Source organism: Sinorhizobium sp. CB7 (genome assembly GCF_041357635.1).
Lineage (GTDB): Bacteria > Pseudomonadota > Alphaproteobacteria > Rhizobiales > Rhizobiaceae > Rhizobium.
The window spans coordinates 25,192-43,747 of record NZ_JAULLL010000015.1; the positions used below are offsets into that span (position 1 = coordinate 25,192).

Annotated in this window: 16 protein-coding genes; 6 read left to right on the forward strand and 10 right to left on the reverse strand. The window is 59.4% G+C overall.

The window, feature by feature from the left end; translation table 11 throughout:
* Nucleotides 1–177 precede the first annotated feature (177 nt).
* Nucleotides 178–3,675: a DNA polymerase III subunit alpha gene (dnaE, locus tag AAE029_RS25385; protein ID WP_371075681.1), complete on the forward strand. Its 3,498-nt coding sequence runs from the start codon at nucleotides 178–180 to the stop codon at nucleotides 3,673–3,675.
* Nucleotides 3,676–3,699: 24 nt separating this feature from the next.
* On the opposite strand, the gene AAE029_RS25390 is transcribed toward dnaE, so the two are convergent.
* The 6 genes from AAE029_RS25390 to speB form a co-directional block, all read right to left on the reverse strand.
* Nucleotides 3,700–4,476: a carbon-nitrogen hydrolase family protein gene (locus tag AAE029_RS25390; protein WP_371075682.1), complete on the reverse strand. Its 777-nt coding sequence runs from the start codon at nucleotides 4,474–4,476 to the stop codon at nucleotides 3,700–3,702.
* 11 nt (nucleotides 4,477–4,487) lie between these two features.
* The gene (locus AAE029_RS25395) at nucleotides 4,488–5,288 is read right to left on the reverse strand and encodes an ABC transporter permease (protein WP_371075683.1); all 801 of its coding nucleotides are present in this window, start codon (nucleotides 5,286–5,288) and stop codon (nucleotides 4,488–4,490) included.
* Entirely contained in the window at nucleotides 5,285–6,139 is an 855-nt protein-coding gene (locus AAE029_RS25400; protein WP_371075684.1) for an ABC transporter permease, read from the reverse strand. The genes AAE029_RS25395 and AAE029_RS25400 overlap by 4 nt, the downstream gene beginning before the upstream one ends.
* A complete protein-coding gene (locus tag AAE029_RS25405) occupies nucleotides 6,136–7,173 on the reverse strand; it encodes an ABC transporter ATP-binding protein (RefSeq protein ID WP_371075685.1) in 1,038 nt (345 codons plus the stop codon). Before AAE029_RS25405 ends, AAE029_RS25400 begins: the two co-directional genes overlap by 4 nt.
* A gap of 57 nt (nucleotides 7,174–7,230) precedes the next feature.
* Nucleotides 7,231–8,319, reverse strand: a complete 1,089-nt coding sequence (locus AAE029_RS25410) for a PotD/PotF family extracellular solute-binding protein (RefSeq protein ID WP_371075686.1) — start codon at nucleotides 8,317–8,319, stop codon at nucleotides 7,231–7,233.
* A gap of 72 nt (nucleotides 8,320–8,391) precedes the next feature.
* Nucleotides 8,392–9,450, reverse strand: a complete 1,059-nt coding sequence (speB, locus tag AAE029_RS25415; RefSeq protein ID WP_371075687.1) for an agmatinase — start codon at nucleotides 9,448–9,450, stop codon at nucleotides 8,392–8,394.
* A 253-nt stretch (nucleotides 9,451–9,703) separates the two neighbouring features.
* Between speB and AAE029_RS25420 the strand changes: the two genes are divergently transcribed.
* Nucleotides 9,704–10,720, forward strand: a complete 1,017-nt coding sequence (locus tag AAE029_RS25420; RefSeq protein WP_371075688.1) for a LysR substrate-binding domain-containing protein — start codon at nucleotides 9,704–9,706, stop codon at nucleotides 10,718–10,720.
* A gap of 26 nt (nucleotides 10,721–10,746) precedes the next feature.
* Nucleotides 10,747–11,910 carry an aminotransferase gene (locus AAE029_RS25425; protein WP_371075689.1) on the forward strand — a complete coding sequence of 388 codons (1,164 nt, stop codon included), beginning with the start codon at nucleotides 10,747–10,749 and terminating at the stop codon, nucleotides 11,908–11,910.
* A 53-nt stretch (nucleotides 11,911–11,963) separates the two neighbouring features.
* On the opposite strand, the gene AAE029_RS25430 is transcribed toward AAE029_RS25425, so the two are convergent.
* Nucleotides 11,964–13,199, reverse strand: coding sequence for a L,D-transpeptidase family protein (locus tag AAE029_RS25430; protein ID WP_371075690.1), 1,236 nt, complete (start codon nucleotides 13,197–13,199; stop codon nucleotides 11,964–11,966).
* Nucleotides 13,200–13,358: 159 nt separating this feature from the next.
* Here AAE029_RS25430 and AAE029_RS25435 point away from each other — a divergent pair, with 159 nt between their 5' ends.
* Nucleotides 13,359–15,101, forward strand: coding sequence for a GNAT family N-acetyltransferase (locus AAE029_RS25435; protein WP_371075691.1), 1,743 nt, complete (start codon nucleotides 13,359–13,361; stop codon nucleotides 15,099–15,101).
* A 27-nt stretch (nucleotides 15,102–15,128) separates the two neighbouring features.
* On the opposite strand, the gene AAE029_RS25440 is transcribed toward AAE029_RS25435, so the two are convergent.
* Nucleotides 15,129–16,421, reverse strand: coding sequence for a DNA polymerase IV (locus AAE029_RS25440; RefSeq protein ID WP_371075692.1), 1,293 nt, complete (start codon nucleotides 16,419–16,421; stop codon nucleotides 15,129–15,131).
* 75 nt (nucleotides 16,422–16,496) lie between these two features.
* Here AAE029_RS25440 and AAE029_RS25445 point away from each other — a divergent pair, with 75 nt between their 5' ends.
* Complete coding sequence (locus AAE029_RS25445; RefSeq protein ID WP_371075693.1) at nucleotides 16,497–17,084, forward strand: GNAT family N-acetyltransferase; 588 nt, start codon at nucleotides 16,497–16,499, stop codon at nucleotides 17,082–17,084.
* Here AAE029_RS25445 and AAE029_RS25450 read toward each other — a convergent pair.
* Nucleotides 17,059–17,727, reverse strand: coding sequence for a hypothetical protein (locus tag AAE029_RS25450; RefSeq protein WP_371075694.1), 669 nt, complete (start codon nucleotides 17,725–17,727; stop codon nucleotides 17,059–17,061). The two genes, AAE029_RS25445 and AAE029_RS25450, sit on opposite strands and share 26 nt — an antisense overlap.
* 2 nt (nucleotides 17,728–17,729) lie before the next feature.
* On the reverse strand, nucleotides 17,730–18,038 hold the full coding sequence (locus tag AAE029_RS25455; protein WP_371075695.1) for a DUF3572 domain-containing protein: 309 nt from the start codon (nucleotides 18,036–18,038) through the stop codon (nucleotides 17,730–17,732).
* Nucleotides 18,039–18,170: 132 nt separating this feature from the next.
* Between AAE029_RS25455 and AAE029_RS25460 the strand changes: the two genes are divergently transcribed.
* Nucleotides 18,171–18,542 (forward strand): response regulator, encoded by a 372-nt coding sequence (locus tag AAE029_RS25460; RefSeq protein WP_371075805.1) that lies wholly within the window; start codon nucleotides 18,171–18,173, stop codon nucleotides 18,540–18,542.
* Nucleotides 18,543–18,556 lie beyond the last annotated feature (14 nt).

The window sequence follows — 18,556 nt, forward strand, 5'->3', positions numbered from 1 at the left end:
TCGTGACATCGCAGCATTCGCCTCCATTGCCATGTTCGTCGCCAGTTTTTCGCTCATCATGATGGCGATGTAATTTCCTGTTCCGGCCTGTCATATTCCCTGCTTCGACTTCTGGACTCTGTCGCCCTCAATGCCGACAATGCACCGCTGATTCATTGAGAAGCGAGAAGGCGTGTCATGGCGGAACAGGCAGGTAGTAGCGTTGCGGATCGGATCGGCGAAACGCCGGAATTCGTCCATCTGCGCGTGCATTCCGCCTATTCGCTGCTTGAGGGAGCGTTGCCCCTCAAGAAGATCCTGGCGAAGGCGGCATCCGACAATCAGCCAGCGATCGCCATTACCGACACAAATAATCTCTTCGTTGCTCTGGAGTTTTCCCAGAAGGCGATGGATGAGGGCTTGCAGCCGATCATCGGCTGCCAGGTTGCGATCGATATGGAGGATGACCTCGACACCGAGAAGCGGGGAGGGCATCAGGCGTTTGCCAAGTTGCCGTCGATCGTGCTTCTCGCAGCGACCGAGCCGGGATATGAGAGGCTGGTCGATCTCGTCAGCCGCGCCTATCTCGGCGGCGAAGGCAACCAGGCGGTTCATATCCGCGCTTCGTGGCTGGATGACCTCGGAACAGATGGATTGATTGCGCTGACCGGTTCCCTGACGGGGCCGATCGATATGGCGTTAAGGGATGGGCACGGCGCCCAGGCCCAGGCCCGTCTTCTGAGGCTGAAGCAGCTTTTCGGCGACCGGCTTTATGTCGAGCTGCAGCGGCATGGCACCTATGACCGTCGTCATGAGCACCGGATGATCACGCTTGCCTATGAGCACGATCTGCCGCTGGTCGCCACGAACGAGGCCTTTTTCCCAACGCGTGACGATTACGACGCCCATGATGCGCTGATGGCCGTCGCCCACAATGCCATCGTTTCCGATGACAACCGTTTCCGCCTGACTCCGGACCATTATCTGCGGAGCAGGGCCGATATGGCCAAGCTCTTTGCCGATCTGCCGGAGGCGCTCGAGAGCACCGTGGAAATCGCAAGACGCTGCTCTTTCGTCCTGAAGACACGCAAGCCGATCCTGCCGCGTTTCACCGGTGCGACGGCGGACCCGGAAGAGGCCGAGCGTGCCGAGGCGGCGGAGTTGCGCCGCCAGGCGATCGAAGGCCTCGACAAGCGTCTTGCGACACTTGGCATGTCACCGGGTTATGAGGAAAAGGATTATCGCGAACGACTGGAATTCGAGCTGAGCGTCATCGAGCGCATGAAGTTTCCGGGTTACTTCCTGATCGTTTCGGATTTCATCAAATGGGCCAAGCAGCACGATATTCCTGTAGGGCCGGGCCGCGGTTCGGGCGCGGGCTCGCTCGTTGCCTATGCCTTGACCATCACCGACGTCGATCCGCTGCGCTTCTCCCTTCTCTTCGAGCGCTTCCTCAATCCGGAGCGCGTCTCGATGCCGGACTTCGATATCGACTTTTGCCAGGACCGGCGCGAAGAGGTGATCCGTTACGTCCAGGGCAAGTACGGCCGCGAGCAGGTGGCGCAGATCATTACCTTCGGTTCGCTGCAGGCTCGCGCGGCCTTGCGCGATGTCGGTCGCGTGCTGGAGATGCCCTATGGTCAGGTCGACAAGATCTGCAAGCTGGTCCCGAACAATCCTGCTAACCCGACGCCGCTTTCCAAGGCAATCGAGGAGGAGCCGCGCCTGCAGGAGGAGGCTGAAAAGGAGCCGGTCGTTGCGCGTCTGCTCGACATCGCCCAGAAGATCGAGGGTCTTTATCGCCACGCCTCGACCCATGCCGCTGGCATCGTGATTGGCGACAGACCGCTGTCGAAGCTGGTGCCGATGTACCGGGATCCACGCTCCGACATGCCGGTCACCCAGTTCAACATGAAATGGGTCGAGCAGGCCGGCCTGGTGAAGTTCGACTTCCTTGGTCTGAAGACGCTTACCGTGCTCAAGACGGCGGTCGATTTCGTCGCAAAGCGCGGGATCACGATCGATCTTGCCAGCATTCCGCTCGACGACAAGAAGACCTATGACATGCTCTCGCGCGGCGAGACCGTCGGCGTGTTCCAGGTTGAAAGCGCGGGCATGCGCAAGGCGCTGATCGGCATGCGACCCGACTGCATCGAGGATATCATTGCCCTGGTCGCACTCTACCGTCCGGGCCCGATGGAGAACATTCCGGTCTACAATGCCCGCAAGCATGGGGAAGAGGAAATTGATTCGATCCATCCGAAGATCGACTATCTGCTGAAGGAAACTCAGGGTGTCATCGTCTATCAGGAACAGGTGATGCAGATCGCCCAGGTGCTCTCCGGCTACTCGTTGGGTGAGGCCGACCTTCTGCGCCGCGCGATGGGCAAGAAGATCAAGGCGGAGATGGATCAGCAGCGCGAGCGGTTCGTCGACGGCGCCGTCAAGAACGGTGTGTCGAAGCCGCAGGCCGATGTCATCTTCGATCTGCTGGCGAAGTTCGCCAATTACGGATTCAACAAGTCGCATGCGGCGGCCTACGCCATCGTTTCCTACCAGACTGCCTACATGAAGGCGCATTACCCCGTGGAGTTCCTGGCCGCCTCAATGACGCTCGATATGTCGAACACCGAAAAGGTCAACGACTTCCGTCAGGATGCCAAGCGTCTCGGCATCGAGGTCATCGCTCCCTCCGTGCAGACATCTTTCCGCCATTTCGAGACGGGTGAGAACCGCATTTATTATGCGCTCGCCGCTCTCAAGGGCGTCGGCGAATCAGCCGTCGACCATATCGTCGAGGTTCGAGGGGATCGTCCTTTTGCAAGCATCGAAGATTTCTGTCTCCGGATCGATCCGAAGCAGATCAATCGCCGTGTACTCGAAAGCCTCATCTATGCCGGAGCGTTCGATTGCTTCGGTGTCGATCGCGCCCAGTTCGCCGCCGGTCTCGATCGCATAATGGGCTATGCCCAGCGCGCCCAGGAAAACCGGACAAGCGGCCAGTCCGACATGTTCGGCAGCGGCTCTTCCTCCGGCCCGGAACGGATTTCATTGCCGCCCTTCACCCCTTGGCTCGCATCGGAACGGCTGCTTCGGGAATTCCAGGTCCTCGGCTTCTATCTTACCGCCCATCCGCTCGATTCCTACAATGCCATCCTGCAGAAGATGCGGGTCCAGACATTTGCCGATTTCTCTGCAGCCGTAAAGCAGGGGGCGGCCAATGGCCGTCTGGCCGGCACGGTGATTTCAAAACAGGAGCGCAAGACGCGCACCGGCAACAAGATGGGCATCATCGTCTTCTCGGATTCATCGGGCCAATTCGAGGTCGTGCTCTTCTCGGAGATGCTCAACCAGTATCGCGATGTGCTGGAAGCGGGAAAATCCTTTGTCATCACAGCGCAGGCCGATGAGCGGCCCGAAGGTATCAGCCTCCGGCTCCAGACACTTCAGTCATTGGAGGAAAAATCGCTGCAAATGCAAAAGGCGCTGCGCGTCTATGTCCGCGATTCCGGACCGCTGAGAGCGGTTGCCGCTCATCTGAACGCCAAGGGGGATGGCCTCGTATCCTTTATCGTCATCAAGGAGGAAGGCAAGCGGGAAGTCGAGGTGGCCTTGCCGGAGAAATACCGTATCACTCCGGAAATCGCCGCCGCGCTGCGCTCTGCGCCGGGAGTCATCGACGTCGAATTGGTATAGGCCGGCAGCTCTGAGGAGGTGTCATCAGGTCCGAACCAGATCCGCGAGATAGGTGTTTTCAGCTCGCGAACGGGCAAAATCCTGCGGTTGAATGGTCGCGAAAAGCAGCCTTTCACCTTCGGCCGGCGCTTCCGCGAGGAGGGTGCCGTCAGGCGCGGCTATGCGAGATAACCCGGCATAGGCGAATGTGTCGTCGGCACCGCAATGATTGATATAGGCGACAAAAACCTGATTTTCGAAGGCGCGGACACGGATCATATGCTCGGCAATCATGCTGCCCGAGTGACCCCTTGGGAGGGCTGTGGGCACAACGATGAGATCGGCGCCGGCTTGTGCCAGTCGCCGTACGTTCTCGGGGAATTCCACGTCATAACAAATCAGCATTCCGAACTTGATGCCATTGACCGACATGAGCACTGACGAAGGGAGCTCTGGTTTAAACCAGGTCCGTTCATAATCGCCGTAGAGATAAGACTTGCGGTAAACAGCCTTCGCTGCCTTGCCATCGGTGAAAAGCGCGCTGTTGTAGATCGCGTCGGCAACCCGTTCGGCGAAGCCCGCAATAATGGCAATGCCGTTCTCACGGGCTATAGCGCCGAGCCTGTCAGGGATCTGGCCATTCGTTTCGCAAGCAAGATGACGAAAGGCTTCTCCCGCGCCATATCCGATAACTGCCAGTTCCGGCGCGACAAGCATGTCCGCACCGTTAGCGGCTGCTTTACGAGCCGCATCTTCAATGCGTGCGAGATTGGCTTCAGCATTGCCGCATACGGCTTGCATTTGCAGAGCGGCGAGTTTCATCGTCCCGGCTCCTATTTCTCGGTGGACGACATGGCGCCGAGCAATTTCGGCAGGTCGCCGAAGCGCGCGACGAGGCTGAACACCGTCGCTGCCACGACCACGAACAGGATGGTTACGGAGGCCATGGTCGGCGTGTAGCCATAGCGCAGCGCGTTGAAGATCTTGATCGGCAACGTCTCGAGTGTGAAGCCGACGGTCATGTAGGCGACGATATACTCGTTGAGCGACAGCACGAAAGCAAAGGCATAGCCGGAAACAAGGTAAGGCAGAATGAGCGGCATGACGACGGTGCGAAACACCGTGCTATCGTCGGCGCCCATGGTCGCGGCCGCCTCCACGAGCGCTCGATCAATCGCGGAAAACCCGAGCGAGATCGTCACAAGTGGCAGCGTCACGAAGAAGATCGCATGACTGATGACGGCGGTCCATGGCTGGCCGTAAGAACCGACGGTCGCCCAGAAGGTGAGCATCCCGAGCGCGGTGATGACCGGTGGAAGGGTAAAGGGCGCAATGCCGAGAAGCTGGAATATGTTCGCCCAGGGCGCAGTGCGGCGCCACAGGAACCAGGCAAGCGGCAGGGCGATCAGCACCGCAACGGCGGCGGAAAGAACGGCGAGGATTAGCGATGCGAAGAAGGCGCTCCGCCATTCCGGATTCAGGAAGATTTCACCGTACCAGCCAAGCGAGAAACCCTGCGGCGGGAAGGTCAGGCTTTGCTTCTCGTTGATCGAGACGCCGGCAACCACGATGATCGGCGCGGCAAGGAATAAGCCAATGAGAAAGAAGAAGAGACGATGCCAGAAGACGCTCATGCCGCCGCTCCCTTGCGTCCGATCAGGATCGTGAGGCCGACGAGAGCAAGCGTAACCAGCACGAGGAATACGGCCATGGCCGCTGCAAACGGCATGTTGGACTGGTAGATCGCCTGGTCCGTGATGAGAACCGACAGCGTCCAATGCTGCGGGCGGCCGAGAATTTGCGGCAGGAGGTAAGAGCCGAGTGCGAAGATGAAGACCATGATCAGCGTCGCGATGATCGTGTTACGCAGCGCCGGTACCACGACCGTGAAGAAGGACCTGACGGGCGAGGCACCGAGCGTGCGCGCCGCCTCGGTCAATGTCGGATCGAGGCGCACCAGGGCGGGGTAGAGCACGAGGATCGTATAGGGCAGTGCCTGATAAACCATGCCCGTCAACACGGCCGGGAAGCTCGGGGTCAGCGCCACGGCTTGCTTCATCACGCCGAGCATCACGAGCAGATTGGTAATGCCTGCCGTGCGCGAAAAGAGCGTTGACCAGGCGAAGCCTATGATCACCTCGGAAAGGGACAGGATGGAAAGCAGGGCGATCAGCCACAAGATCTGGGCTCTCCGGCCCATGCGGGTCAGCAGATAGGTAAACGGTATGCCGAGAACGATGCAGCAGACGGCAACCGAAACGGCAAGAAAGAGCGAGAAACCGAGCACCTTGCCGAAGAAGAGGCTGAAGAATCGTGCGTAGTTATCAAAAACGAAGGCAGGCGTGTAGAAGCCGCCCTGTTGTCGCTGAAAGAAACTGACCGCGATCATCGTCCCGAACGGAATGACGAAGAAGATTGTCAGCATCGCTGCCGGGAAAGCAAGTGGCCCGTAGTCCCCGAGCGTCTTAGGCGGTTCGCGTCTCATTGTTTCAGCACCACGCAGACGTCAGGCGAAAGCGTCACGCCGACGTCCTGACCAACATGGACGCTTGGCCGCTCGCGGGGAGTGGAGACGGCGATCACCTGTGTGCCGGAAATATCGACAAAAGTTTCGATCGTGCCGCCGAGGTCGCGAATGAAGGTGACCTTGCCGTTGATCGTCCCGGCTCCCGGCGCCGTCAGGTGCACGTCTTCCGGTCGTACGGAAAGCGTCGCCTTCGTCAGTCCGTCTGGAATGGTTACTCCCTGGACGGCGTGGCCGAGCACGATCGCGCGTCCGGCGCTGTCGGTCTCGACATTGAGGAGGTTGGTCGATCCGATGAAATCCGCAACGAAGCGGTCCGCCGGGCGCCTGTAGATTTCGACCGGGCTTGCCGCCTGGCGAATCTGACCGCCATTCATGACGACCACCGTATCGGCCATGGTCATGGCTTCTCGCTGATCATGTGTGACGACGATCGTGGTGATGCCGAGCTGCTGCTGCAGCTGGCGCAGCTCGACCTGCATCGCTTCGCGCAGTTTGGCGTCCAACGCCGAGAGCGGCTCGTCGAGCAGGAAAAGCTTTGGCGAGATGGCCAGTGCGCGCGCGATCGCAACGCGCTGGCGCTGGCCACCCGAAAGCTTGTTGACCGGACGGTCGACATAGCCGGCAAGGTGAATCATCGAGAGCAGCTCGTCTACCCGCTTTTTCTGCGCTTCCTTTGCCGCGCCGCGGATGCGCAGGGGGTAGGCTATGTTCTCGCCGACCGTCAGATGCGGAAAAAGCGCAAGCGACTGAAACACCATGCCGAAATCCCGCTTGTGCGTCGGAACGGGCGTAATATCGGTTCCGTCGATGAGGATCGCTCCGCTGGTCGGCATGTCCAGGCCGGCGATCATCCGCAGCAGCGTGGTTTTTCCGCAACCCGACGGGCCGAGCATGCAGACAAAGGTTCCGTGCGGCACGGCAAGCTGCACATGATCCACGGCCGTGAACGTGCCGAATTGTTTTGACACCCTGTTTAACGCCAAGCCAGACATTCAAATCTCTCCGGAAAAATAGGTCGCCGTCCAAGCCGGCGACCCGTCGATCGTCGGTTACCCGGCGATAAGTTCCGTCCACTTCTGGTTCAGCCAGTCGGACTTGGTCTGGTAAAGATCATAGCGCGGCGTGATCGGCTCGATATCCGAGGAAACGGCGGCGAATTCCTTCTCGTTGAGATCGAGCAGATCGCGTTTGACCGTAGGTGCAGTGCCGACCTTGCGTGACAAAGTTGCCTGGATCGCGGGTTGGCTCATATAGTCGATGAAGATATGGGCTTCTTCCGTCTTCTTCGATGCGCGCGACAGCGCCCAGCAGCCGGAGTCCTGAATACCCCCTTCCTTCGGGAAGGTCGAGCGAACGTGGAATCCGTCGGCGATGGCAAGTCCCGTGACGTCATGGTAATACTGCCCCATCGGGATTTCGCCGGACTTCAGCGCCTGTTCGAACTGAGCCTCATCGCGATACCAGAGCCGGACATTCGGCTTGACTTCTGCGAGCTTTTCAAAGGCCTTCAGAACGCCTTCCTCGGTGTCCAGCGCATTTGTACCTCCGAAGAAGGTCTTGGCCGTGACTTCCAGCAGGAAGGAATTGGAGACGAGCGCCAGCAGGCCGAGCTTATCGGCATTTGCCGGATCCCAAAACGCCGCCCATGACGTGGGCGCGTCTTTGTAGACATCGGTGTTGGTGACCAGCGTGATATACCATGCGACAGCGCCGATGCCCGCAACGCGGCCGTCCGGGTACTTGTTGATGAAGCGATCGATGAGGCCGGACGAATTTTTGATCTTCGCCATGTCGAGAGGCGCCCAGAGCTCGGTCGCCTGACCCTTGAGCATGGCAACCTGCGACATCATCGAGACGTCCGCCGGTGCCTGCCCGGCCTTGGCGGCCTGTTCGAGCTGTACGAGCCAGGCTTCGCCGGTCGGCTCGGCGACGGATTCAACCGCGATGCCGGTCGCCTTGGTAAAATCGGGGAAGATGTTCTTGTCGAAGCTGTCCTTGAAATAGCCGCCGTAGACGCCAACCTTCAGCGACTTGTCCTGCGCGCGCAGGACGGCGGGCATGGCCAGCAGCGAGGCGCCGGCCAGACCGGCGCCGATAAGGGCGCGCCGGCTCACGCTCGTGTTGAGAATGTTACTCATTTCTTCTCTCCTTTATTTGCCGGCTGGCGTTTTCACCATCCCGGCCAGTTCCCACATTGTTGTTACTATATTTCACGCCTTTGCCGCGATGGAAGGGCTGAAAACCATCAGGCTCAGAATCTCGAACAGCACCTGCGCACCTGCGTGCGCCGTATTCGTGGTGGCGTCATATTGTGGCGCCACTTCCACGACATCGCCGCCGACGAGATTGATGCCCTTGAGACCGCGGATCAGTTCCAGAACTTCGCGCGTTGTAAGGCCTCCCACTTCCGGCGTGCCCGTTCCCGGCGCGAAGCTCGGATCGAGACTGTCGATGTCGAAGGAAAGATAGGTCGGGCCGTTGCCGACAACAGCCTTGGCCTTCTCGATGACCGCTGCAATGCCCATGCCCGGAAGATCCTCCGCATGGATCACCGTCATGCCTGACTCATAGGAGAATTCCCAAAGATATTCGGCCGAGCCGCGGATGCCGATCTGGATCGTACGCGTGGGATCGAGCACTCCGTCGAGCACGGCGTTGCGGAACGGTCCGCCATGGTGGAACTTGGTCTGGTCGAATGCGCCGCCGGTGTCGCAATGCGCGTCGATATGGATCAGGCCGACCGGTTCCTTCCTGCCAACCGCTTTCAGGATCGGATGTGTGATGGAATGGTCGCCACCGACCGATAGGGGAACGACGCCGGCGTCGACGATTTGGCCGATCCGCCGCTCGATATCGTCATGGCTCATTTCCAGGCGGTAACGGCTTGCGAAGGGCACATCGCCTATGTCTGCCACCCGAAGATCGAAGACCGGCGCACAACCGAGCACATGATTGTAGGGACCGATCCGCTCGATGGCACGCAGCGCCCGCGGTCCGAAGCGCGAGCCCGGCCTGTTGGTGACCCCGAGATCCATCGGCACGCCGGTGATCGCAACCTGCAGATTACCGAAATCCGGATGATCGGCTTCGACCGGCATATAAGGAGCGCTCAGAAAAGTTGGTACACCGGCGTAGGGCGCAAGGCGCGTACCACTTTTGGAAAAGATCTTGTCGGCGACCTTGCGGAAGGCGGCATCGAAGAGCTCGCCGCCATGGCCCTCGCCATATTTTTCCCTCAACGCCTGCAGCTTGCGATCGTCGAATGCCATTCCCGCCTCCCTTTTGCACCGGCGGGCATGCGGAAAATCGCTCGCCTCGCCGCTTATAAGAATGTTGTTCCCCAGAGCGGCATGCCGAAAACTGTGCGCGTTTTTCGGACGACATTCCGCTCTGATTTTTTGATCTCTCGGGCCATTGCTCGTGTTTTTCCCATTATCGTTGCAAAGGCCGTAGAAAATCAATTGACATTGTTATAGCAATTGATGTGAGAAAAACTCACATGAAAATTCCTCTGGAAACTGGATGTCTGATCGTTTGCCACCTCTGAATCCCTTGCGTGCTTTCGAGGCGACAGCACGTCGCGGATCCGTTTCGGCAGCCGCACGCGAACTGAACGTCACGCACGGCGCGATCAGTCATCAGATCCGGGCACTGGAAGAGTCGCTGAATGCGACGCTCTTCGAGCGCGGCGGCAAGCGGCTGAAGCTCACTGCGCAAGGTGCGCTGCTCCTGCCTGTTGTCACTCGAGCCTTTGGCGAAATCGCTGCGACCACGGCGCTGATGAAACGACCGGCAACGAGCGGCGAACTGACCGTCACCTGCGTCCCGGCCTTGCTGTCCTTCTGGCTGATTCCGCGCCTCAATCGTTTCACCGAGCAGTACCCTGATGTGAAGCTGACGCTGATTGCGTCGAACGATCCCGGTCAGCTTCATTCCAGAGATGTCGACATCTGCATTCTCTATGGCGATGGCAATTGGTCCGACTTCTGGACCCGACTCTGGAGCCATCTGCGTCTATTTCCGATCGCGAGCCCGACGCTGGTCAACAGCCGGCCGTTACGATCCGTGCGCGATCTCGCTGACCACGTGCTTTTTCATGGGGACGACGGACGGGAGTGGAACACGTGGCTTGCCGCTGCGGATGCGATCGAGCTCGGTCGCGGTCAGCAGCATTTCATGAGCGATGCGCGGCTTTCGACCGAAGCCGCGCTGCACGGGCAGGGGATTGCGCTTGGCGATACGATCACTGCGGGGAACCTGATCGCCAAGGGGGAGCTCATCGTGCCCTTCGACCTCACCGTGCCTGCGAATGACGCCTTTTATGTCGCCTGCCGCCATGAGGTTCGGGCCGCCCCCATAGCCAAGGTCTTCATCGACTGGCTCTTCGCCTCGCTCGAGGCCGACAGTTTGCCCGAACCGCAGACCTCGGCCCGCACTTTGCTCAGGACGCGCCGTGCCGGTCAGGAAGGCTTTCAGCCTGTTTCGGCGCCCGGTCAACGACGTTCGGGGCTGGTGCAGAGACGCAAAACCCGGGCGTAAACTCGGACAGAACCATAGGAAACCCAATGCCCCGCTTCAATCCGCTCGTCGACAAACTGGTGCCGCCTCCGATTCCCTCCGTTTTCGCCTGGGCAAGGTCCTATGACGGACGGCACGGACCGTTGATCGATCTCTCCCAGGCCGTACCGGGCTATCCGGCCCATCCGGAAATGCTGACACTGCTCGGAGAATTCGCTGCTTCAGCCGCCTATACCGGCTACGGACCGATCGAGGGCGAAGCGGAGCTCCGGCAAGCCTATGCTGCCCACGTTTCCAAGGTCTATGGCGCCCCAGTCAGTCCTGCCGGCATCCATATCACCGCAGGCTGCAACCAGGCCTTCGTCTGCGCGGCCATGACGGTTGCAGGGCCGGGCGACGCAGTGTTGATGACCAATCCCTATTATTTCAATCAGGAGACGACGCTTGCCATGCTGGGGATCGGGAGCCGCTTTGCGGCCTGCGATCCGGCAGATGGCTTCCTGCCGGATCCAGCCGCGCTCGCCGCGGCAATCACGCCTGATGTGCGGGCATTAGCGATTGTGACGCCGAACAATCCGACCGGCGCCGTCTATCCCGCCGACCTGATCGAGAAGATTTTCGATCTCTGCAAGGCGCGCGGGATCTGGCTGATCCTTGACGAGACCTATCGTGACTTCTTGCCCGAAGGTGCCGGCCAGCCGCACGGGCTCTTTGCCAAGGAGGAATGGGAGGACACGCTGATCGGCCTCTACAGCTTCTCCAAATCCTTCTGCATCCCTGGCCATCGCCTCGGAGCGATCACGGCAGGGCCACAGGTCGTAAACCAAGTCGCCAAGGTCATGGATAACCTGCAGATCTGCGCGCCGCGCGCGCCTCAGGCGGCCGTGGCGAAAGCTCTTCCGCGCCTTGCGGCATGGCGGGAGGAAAACCGGCGGGAGATCGCTTTGCGGGCGGAAACCCTTCGCCTCACGATGGCACAGGTGACGAAATGGAAGCTCGGTGCGGTTGGCGCCTACTTCGCCTTCGTCCGCCATCCCTTCGATGGGCGTGATTCGACCGAAGTTGCCGAAATGCTCGCGCGCGACGCCGGCATTCTCTGCGTGCCGGGTTCCTATTTCGGGCAGGGTCAGGAAGCCTATCTCCGCTTTGCCTTTGCCAATGCGGATGCGCAAACTATTCGCATGCTCAGCGGTCGCCTCTCCCGACTTTGACGCGCAGAGCTCCGCGGGCTCGGCCGAATGGACGAGCTATCGAATGTTCATATCTAGTCGCGCGTGAGCGTGATGAAGTCTGTACCCTTGCCGGTTTCAGGTCCGAGCCCGGTGTCCGAGATCGTTAGCGAGGAGCCCGCCGACAGAAGATCGTCGATTCTGCGGCGCGTTTCTTCCGGCACGATGATCCGATCAAGTGCGCGCGCAGTCTCATCGTAGACGAAGGAGCTTTCCCGGCTGGCGATGCCTAGCCGCTTCATTGCGTCCTTCGATAGCCTGTTCGCGAGTGTGACGCTGTACCATTCTGCCTTGCCTGCGGCCCTGTCCATCGAATGGAGCGTCAGAAAATGTGTGCCGAGCGGCATTTGCGGGTCGGCAATGGTGACGGATGCCTCAAGCAGCGGCTTGAAATCCTGACGCACCATGATCACACCATTTGGCGGTTCGCCTTTGCCGGCGGCCGCGTAAACGGCACGCAGCAACGCCTGGCTAATCAATCCCTTATCGTTTTCGAAATCTAGCGGGTGCGATTGCTTGAAAGCGTTGATCGCCTCGACTGTGTCCGGCCCGAGAAGTCCGTCTTCGTCTCCAGCCGAAAATCCCAGTTGATTAAGCAGCCTTTGCAACTCAATCACTGTCTCGGGTAGCCCCCGGCGTGTGATCAGGATGCGGATGGGCGACTGGTCTTGAACGACGTTCGCGACCGCATCGGTGATCGTCTTGGTGTCGTTCATGGCCACCTGCACGGGCTTTTCCGCGGCATAGGGGATGCTGGGACGCAGGATCGCGTCCGAAAGCAGCGGCGGGGCTTCCGGCGCCTCGGGGTGAAAGAGATTGGTGTGATTGAAGGGCCTCGGAATGACCGGTTCGTTTCCGATAATGACATGCACGCCGCGTTCGGTCATCTCGTAGAGCATCTTTGCGAATGCCTTCGGCATCCGCACGCAGCCGTGGGAGGCAGGATAGCCTGGCACGAAACTCGACTCATGCAAGGCTATGCCCGACCAAGTGAGGCGCTGCATAAAGGGCATGGGCGAGTTCGAATAGATATTGGATTCGTGATAGCGCTCCTTCTCCAGGATGGAGAAGATGCCGCTTGGCGTATGGTGTCCATCCTTGCCGGTCGACACTTTCGAGGTCGCCACGACTGTACTTCCATCATAGACGACGAGTGATTGCCGATCCTTCGACACCACAATCTGAAGGGTACGGGCATCACCCGCGAGAACGGGATGCACTAAGGCTGTGGCCGACAGCAGACCGAGGCCGAAGAAGAAACGCGACAACATGATATCGGGCACCGAACGCAATACTGTGCTGATACCGTAACCGCGGAGGTTTAAGGAAGACTTGAAGCGCTGCCGCAACGTGCCCGAATGTTGTCCATATTATTATTTTATGTAATTCTGATATTGTATCTGCGCCGGGGCGTTTCGAGGGCGTTGCAAATGCATGTCGATGTCATTGACAGCTTTGGCGATCTGTCAAAGCTCAAGGAAGACTGGGATCACCTCTACCGGAGGGATCCTGACGCACATTACTTCCTCTCCTGGAACTGGATTGCCCGCTGGTTCGATCGTCCTATTCGCTGGTTCGTGCTGGCGGCAAAGGAAGATCCCGAGGACCAGTCCTACGTGGCCTTCTTCCCCATCCAGCTTCGCACACGATTTGTCCAGGGAGAGGGCTTTCTCAATTCCGTCGCTATGGGCGGCTCCTATTTCGCACCTTATACCGGCATCCTCTGCGATCCCGCCTATCAGGGACGCGTCATGCCGGCATTCGCCGCCTGCCTTCGCCGTTTTAACTGGGCGAACCTTCACCTCGATGACATCTACATTTCACCTGAAAGACTTGAGCTCTTCCTGAAGCAGTTTTCCTCTTCCGATTTCGTTCGGGAGAAGGTTGCCCGTCCCGTCCATATTAGTGGCAGCGGCGAAAACATCGACCACGATATCTATGTCTACGTGAAGCTTCCCGACGATTTCGAATCCTTTCTCGCCAACCAGGTCGGCTCGAAGACGCGGCACCACCTGAGGAAAGCCCTGCGTACGCTCGATGAACCCGACGGGCTCCGCGTCACGCACGCCACCGAGCAGACAATCGAGCGTGATCTGGAGGCATTCTATCGTCTGTGGGGGACCCAATGGATTCCCAATCAGGAAAAATATGGAAGATCGATCCTCGATAGTTGCCGCCACATGCTGCTGTCCTGTTTCCGGGATGGATCGCTCTTCGTTCCGGTGCTTTGGCACGGCGATATACCAGTCGGTATCCAGATCATATTCATGGATCGCCCGCGCGACAGGCTCATCTGCTTTCTTGGAGGCCGCGACCTGGGTTTCAAACGGCCGCAGCCCGGCCTGCTGCTGCATGCCTATATCATGCGCTGGGGCATCGAGAACGGCTACCGGATTTATGATCTTGGGACCGGCGATTTTTCCTACAAGTTCAGCTTCGGCTCTGACCATCATCGCGTCGAAAGGCTGCGCATCAGCACCCGGACGGGGCGCAATCTCGGCGAACGTCTCGATCCTCACACGATAGCCGATGTCTTCCACAACGCGGTTCGCTTCCGCGAGTCGGGCGATCTTGCGAGCGCCGAGATCGCCTGCCGACAGATACTGGCAGGCGAGCCGAAGCACGCCGGAGCGCAGTTTCTATTCCGGCAAATCAAGGCAGTGGAGGCCGCCGCCGTGTCCGGAAAGGACGAACTGGACCTGCTCGACACTGCCTTTACCCATCATCGCGCCGGCAGACTTGAGGAAGCGGAAAAGGATTATCGGTCGCTGCTTGCCGTTTCTCCAGTTCATTTCGAGGCGGCGCACCAGTTGGGGGTCGCCCTTCTGCAGCGTGGAGAGGTGAAGGCTGCCGAGGTTGAGCTTCGCCGTGCCCTGGAAATCAGACCCGACGCGGCCTCGGCGCATTGCAACTACGGCAACGCGATGGCGGCCATGAAGGAATTCGAGAAAGCAATTGCGAGCTTCGACCGGGCAATAGCCTTGGAGCCGAGACACGCCATCGCCTTCAACAATCGCGGCAATGTGCTGAGAGGCCTCGGCCGCTTGAGCGAAGCCCTTGCGAGCTATGAGCGGGCCTTGGCGCTGCAACCGAACTATGCGCAGGCCTCGAAAAATAGAGAGGCAGTGTTGAAAGCGATGGGAATGGATACTGCCATGCCCCTGGAGGCTTAAGCTCGGTTCCGATTTTCGGTCTGTAGGTTACTGGTCGCGCTTTCCGCTTCCGAATGTATATCCGGTCTCGACGGTGTTCTTGCCGAATTTGTCCCGAAGCTTGTCCATTGCAGCTTCGGCGGCGGCACGTCGCGTTGCACTCTCATCGATCAGGTCGGGCGGATCGGCGCGGGCCGCGTCGCAAAGATCGGTTACGCCGATGCCGATGAGGCGGAATTTCGTGCCATCGGTCTCCCTCTCCAGGAGATCCAGACCGGTGCGGAAGATACGATCGGCAAGCTGGGTCGGATCCTCCAGCCTGCGATTACGGGTGCGGCTCTTGAAATCCTTCGTCTTCAGCTTGAGCACCACTGTCTGGCCGGCGATGCCGTTCTTCTTCAGGCGCCACGAGACCTTCTCCGACAGATTGCGAAGGATCGGAACAAGCTCGTGATGCCAGGCGATATCCTCGAAGAATGTCGTTTCAGCCGACACGCTCTTGGCGGGATCATTCAAATGCACCTCGCGGTCGTCGATCCCGCGGGAGAGGCGATAGAGCCGCTGCCCTATGACGCCGTAGCGCCGCATGAGATCGCCTTCCTCCATCTCCTGCAGCTGTCCGATAGTGCGGATGCCATCACCTTCGAGGGCAGCCGCAAAGGCTTTTCCGACACCCCAGATGGTCGTCACCGGGCGGGGCGCGAGAAACGAGACGGCTTCCTGCCGGCCGACCACCGAAAAGCCTCTCGGCTTCTGCAGATCGGAAGCAACCTTGGCAAGAAACTTGCAATAGGAGAGGCCCACGGAAACGGTGATCCCGATTTCCTTTTCGACGCGGCGGGCGAACTTTGCCAATGTTCTGGCCGGCGGATCGTGATGCAGCCGTTCGGTGCCGCTGAGCTCCAGAAAAGCTTCGTCGATGGAGAGCGGTTGTACGAGCGGCGTCAAATCCTGCATCAGCGCACGGACCTCGCGGCCGACCCGCACATATTTTTCCATGTCAGGGCGGATCACGACCGCCTGCGGGCAGGCTTCCAGGGCCTTGAACATCGGCATCGCTGAACGGACGCCATGGATACGCGCGATATAGCAAGCGGTGGAAACGACGCCGCGCTTACCACCCCCGATGATGACCGGCTTGTCGACGAGCTCCGGATTGTCCCGCTTCTCGATGGCCGCGTAGAAGGCGTCGCAATCGATGTGCGCGAGGGTCAGCTTGTAGAGTTCTTTGTGATGGACGAGGCGGGGACTGCCGCAGGCGATGCAGCGGCGCGCTTGATCCTTCTGCCCGGCAAGGCAGTCGCGACAGAAGCCGGGTGTCTTGTCAGATGCAGACGTCATGATGAGAACAAAGGTTGAACGTCGCAAGATTACGCTCTAAGCTCGTGAGTCACAAGAGAACAGGGGAGGTTCGCTTTGGATATCGATCTGAGATTCGCGCCGGTCACTGCGGCGCTCTGGAACGATTTCGAGCGGCTTTTCGGCCCGCAAGGGGCTTTTTATCATTGCTGGTGCGTGGCTTTGCGCTTGCCGCACGCAGTGCGAACGAAAATGCAGCCGCAGGAGCGCAAGAACCATATGCAGGCCCGCATTGCCGCCGGGCCGCCGCCTGGCATTCTCGCCTATGCCGAAGATGAGCCGGTCGCCTGGGTGCAGGTCGGCCCGCGCCACGATGTCCCGCAATTCAATTCGCAGCGCACGGTCTCGCGGCCGTTGGACGAGGGGGACGCAGCGGATCCGTCTGTCTGGGCCGTGAGTTGTTTCTTTTTATTGCCGAAGCTGCGTGGCAGGGGGCTAAGCCATCGCCTGCTGGCGGGGGCGGTGGACCATGCCCGAAGGCAGGGGGCACGCTTTATCGATGCCTGTCCCATCGATCATGTGAAGCAATCGAAATCCGTCACGCTCTGTATCGGCTCGACCGCGATTTTCGATGCGGCGGGGTTCGAGATCGTTGCAAAGCGCAAGGACGGACGTCCGCTCATGCGGCTGGATTTGCACTCTTGAGGACCTGGCCGAAATGTGCGCGAAGCAGTTGCGCCGCCTCCGTCCAGCCTGCGGCCGCAACGATGTTTCCGGTCGGCGCCGGCGCGAACGGGCGGAAATCGACATTGGCCATCATGGTGATGAGCAGACATTCGGGTACATGCTCGCCGACGGACAGGAGATTGCGTTGGATGTCATCGAGGAAAGCGACGGGAAGGTCTCTTGCGCCATGCAGCTTGGCGACGGTCGGGCCTTTTTCCTCTTCGGTGGCGATCATCTGGAAGCTCAGGCCCAACTGGTCGAGCAACTTGCGGCGCACGCCATGATGGCGCGGCGGCATGGCAGTCAGAAAGACGATGTCGGCCTCGCGCGAAAGGTCGGAAAGCGTTTCAACGGCCATGTCAGCGGGCTTCTGCCACTGATCCTGGGTCGAAAAGAAGGCTTCCTGAAAGGCGGCAATGGCATCGGCATCGGCTTCGCTGTTGTCCAGCAGAGAAACAATGTTGCCATGCAGACGGAACGAACGCGGCAATAGATCGTAATTATGGGAGCGAAGGAAGGTTTGGAACGGCGAGAGAAATTCAAGGACGACTTCGTCGATGTCGCAGACGATCAGCGGACGATTGCCGAGGCGGACATGAGAAACGTCCGGCGCAACGAACATCGTCAGTACTCCCCGGAGGAAAGGCCGGGCGGAGAAAAATGCTGCCAGGCGGCCGCAACGGTTTCGGGAGCGATCCCGCTCGCTTGGCAGAAAGCCATCAGCGTCGGTTCGTGGTTCATCAGGAAATCGAGCACGCCGGAAAGGAAAGCCGGATCGTTGACAGCCTTGCGAACTTCGCCTGCATCCATGCCGCTGAGCGCAAGGAAGCGCGAGAGCATCTCGGGTTCGCCGGCAAGCCAGCTGAGTACCGCGATTGCGGTCTCCTGCGGATCGGCTGCGGGCGGTTTTCCGGTTTTGAAGTTGCTTTGCATTTCGCCGGGCAAGTTACCTTTTTTTCAACCAAATGCCGATAGCTTGAAGCTCTCGGATTCATGGAATCGGGCTCTCCGCGAATTTATATCTTCGACGAAGAGTTGCAAGGCCGGACGCAGGAACAGATTGCCATGCCCAAGCAGGTGATGATTGTAGAAGACAATGAGCTCAACATGAAGCTCTTCCGCGACCTGATCGAGGCATCCGGCTACAGCACGATTCAGACCCGCAACGGAATGGAAGCGCTCGATCTGGCGCGCAAGCATCGGCCCGATCTGATCCTCATGGATATCCAGCTTCCGGAAGTATCCGGCTTGGAAGTCACCAAATGGCTGAAGGAAGACAGCGATCTGCATGTCATTCCGGTCATCGCGGTGACGGCATTTGCCATGAAGGGCGACGAGGAGCGCATTCGCCAGGGCGGTTGCGAAGCCTATGTCTCGAAGCCGATTTCGGTTCCGAAATTCATCGAAACGATCAAGACCTATCTGGGCGACGCCTGATGTCGATGAGTGAT

Excerpts from the sequence above, each read along its gene's own strand:
- dnaE (WP_371075681.1), top strand. The coding sequence starts at position 178 with ATGGCGGAACAGGCAGGTAGTAGCGTTGCGGATCGGATCGGCGAAACG.
- AAE029_RS25390 (WP_371075682.1), bottom strand. The coding sequence starts at position 4,476 with ATGAAACTCGCCGCTCTGCAAATGCAAGCCGTATGCGGCAATGCTGAA.
- AAE029_RS25395 (WP_371075683.1), bottom strand. The coding sequence starts at position 5,288 with ATGAGCGTCTTCTGGCATCGTCTCTTCTTCTTTCTCATTGGCTTATTC.
- AAE029_RS25400 (WP_371075684.1), bottom strand. The coding sequence starts at position 6,139 with ATGAGACGCGAACCGCCTAAGACGCTCGGGGACTACGGGCCACTTGCT.
- AAE029_RS25405 (WP_371075685.1), bottom strand. The coding sequence starts at position 7,173 with ATGTCTGGCTTGGCGTTAAACAGGGTGTCAAAACAATTCGGCACGTTC.
- AAE029_RS25410 (WP_371075686.1), bottom strand. The coding sequence starts at position 8,319 with ATGAGTAACATTCTCAACACGAGCGTGAGCCGGCGCGCCCTTATCGGC.
- speB (WP_371075687.1), bottom strand. The coding sequence starts at position 9,450 with ATGGCATTCGACGATCGCAAGCTGCAGGCGTTGAGGGAAAAATATGGC.
- AAE029_RS25420 (WP_371075688.1), top strand. The coding sequence starts at position 9,704 with ATGTCTGATCGTTTGCCACCTCTGAATCCCTTGCGTGCTTTCGAGGCG.
- AAE029_RS25425 (WP_371075689.1), top strand. The coding sequence starts at position 10,747 with ATGCCCCGCTTCAATCCGCTCGTCGACAAACTGGTGCCGCCTCCGATT.
- AAE029_RS25430 (WP_371075690.1), bottom strand. The coding sequence starts at position 13,199 with ATGTTGTCGCGTTTCTTCTTCGGCCTCGGTCTGCTGTCGGCCACAGCC.
- AAE029_RS25435 (WP_371075691.1), top strand. The coding sequence starts at position 13,359 with ATGCATGTCGATGTCATTGACAGCTTTGGCGATCTGTCAAAGCTCAAG.
- AAE029_RS25440 (WP_371075692.1), bottom strand. The coding sequence starts at position 16,421 with ATGACGTCTGCATCTGACAAGACACCCGGCTTCTGTCGCGACTGCCTT.
- AAE029_RS25450 (WP_371075694.1), bottom strand. The coding sequence starts at position 17,727 with ATGTTCGTTGCGCCGGACGTTTCTCATGTCCGCCTCGGCAATCGTCCG.
- AAE029_RS25455 (WP_371075695.1), bottom strand. The coding sequence starts at position 18,038 with ATGCAAAGCAACTTCAAAACCGGAAAACCGCCCGCAGCCGATCCGCAG.
- AAE029_RS25460 (WP_371075805.1), top strand. The coding sequence starts at position 18,171 with ATGCCCAAGCAGGTGATGATTGTAGAAGACAATGAGCTCAACATGAAG.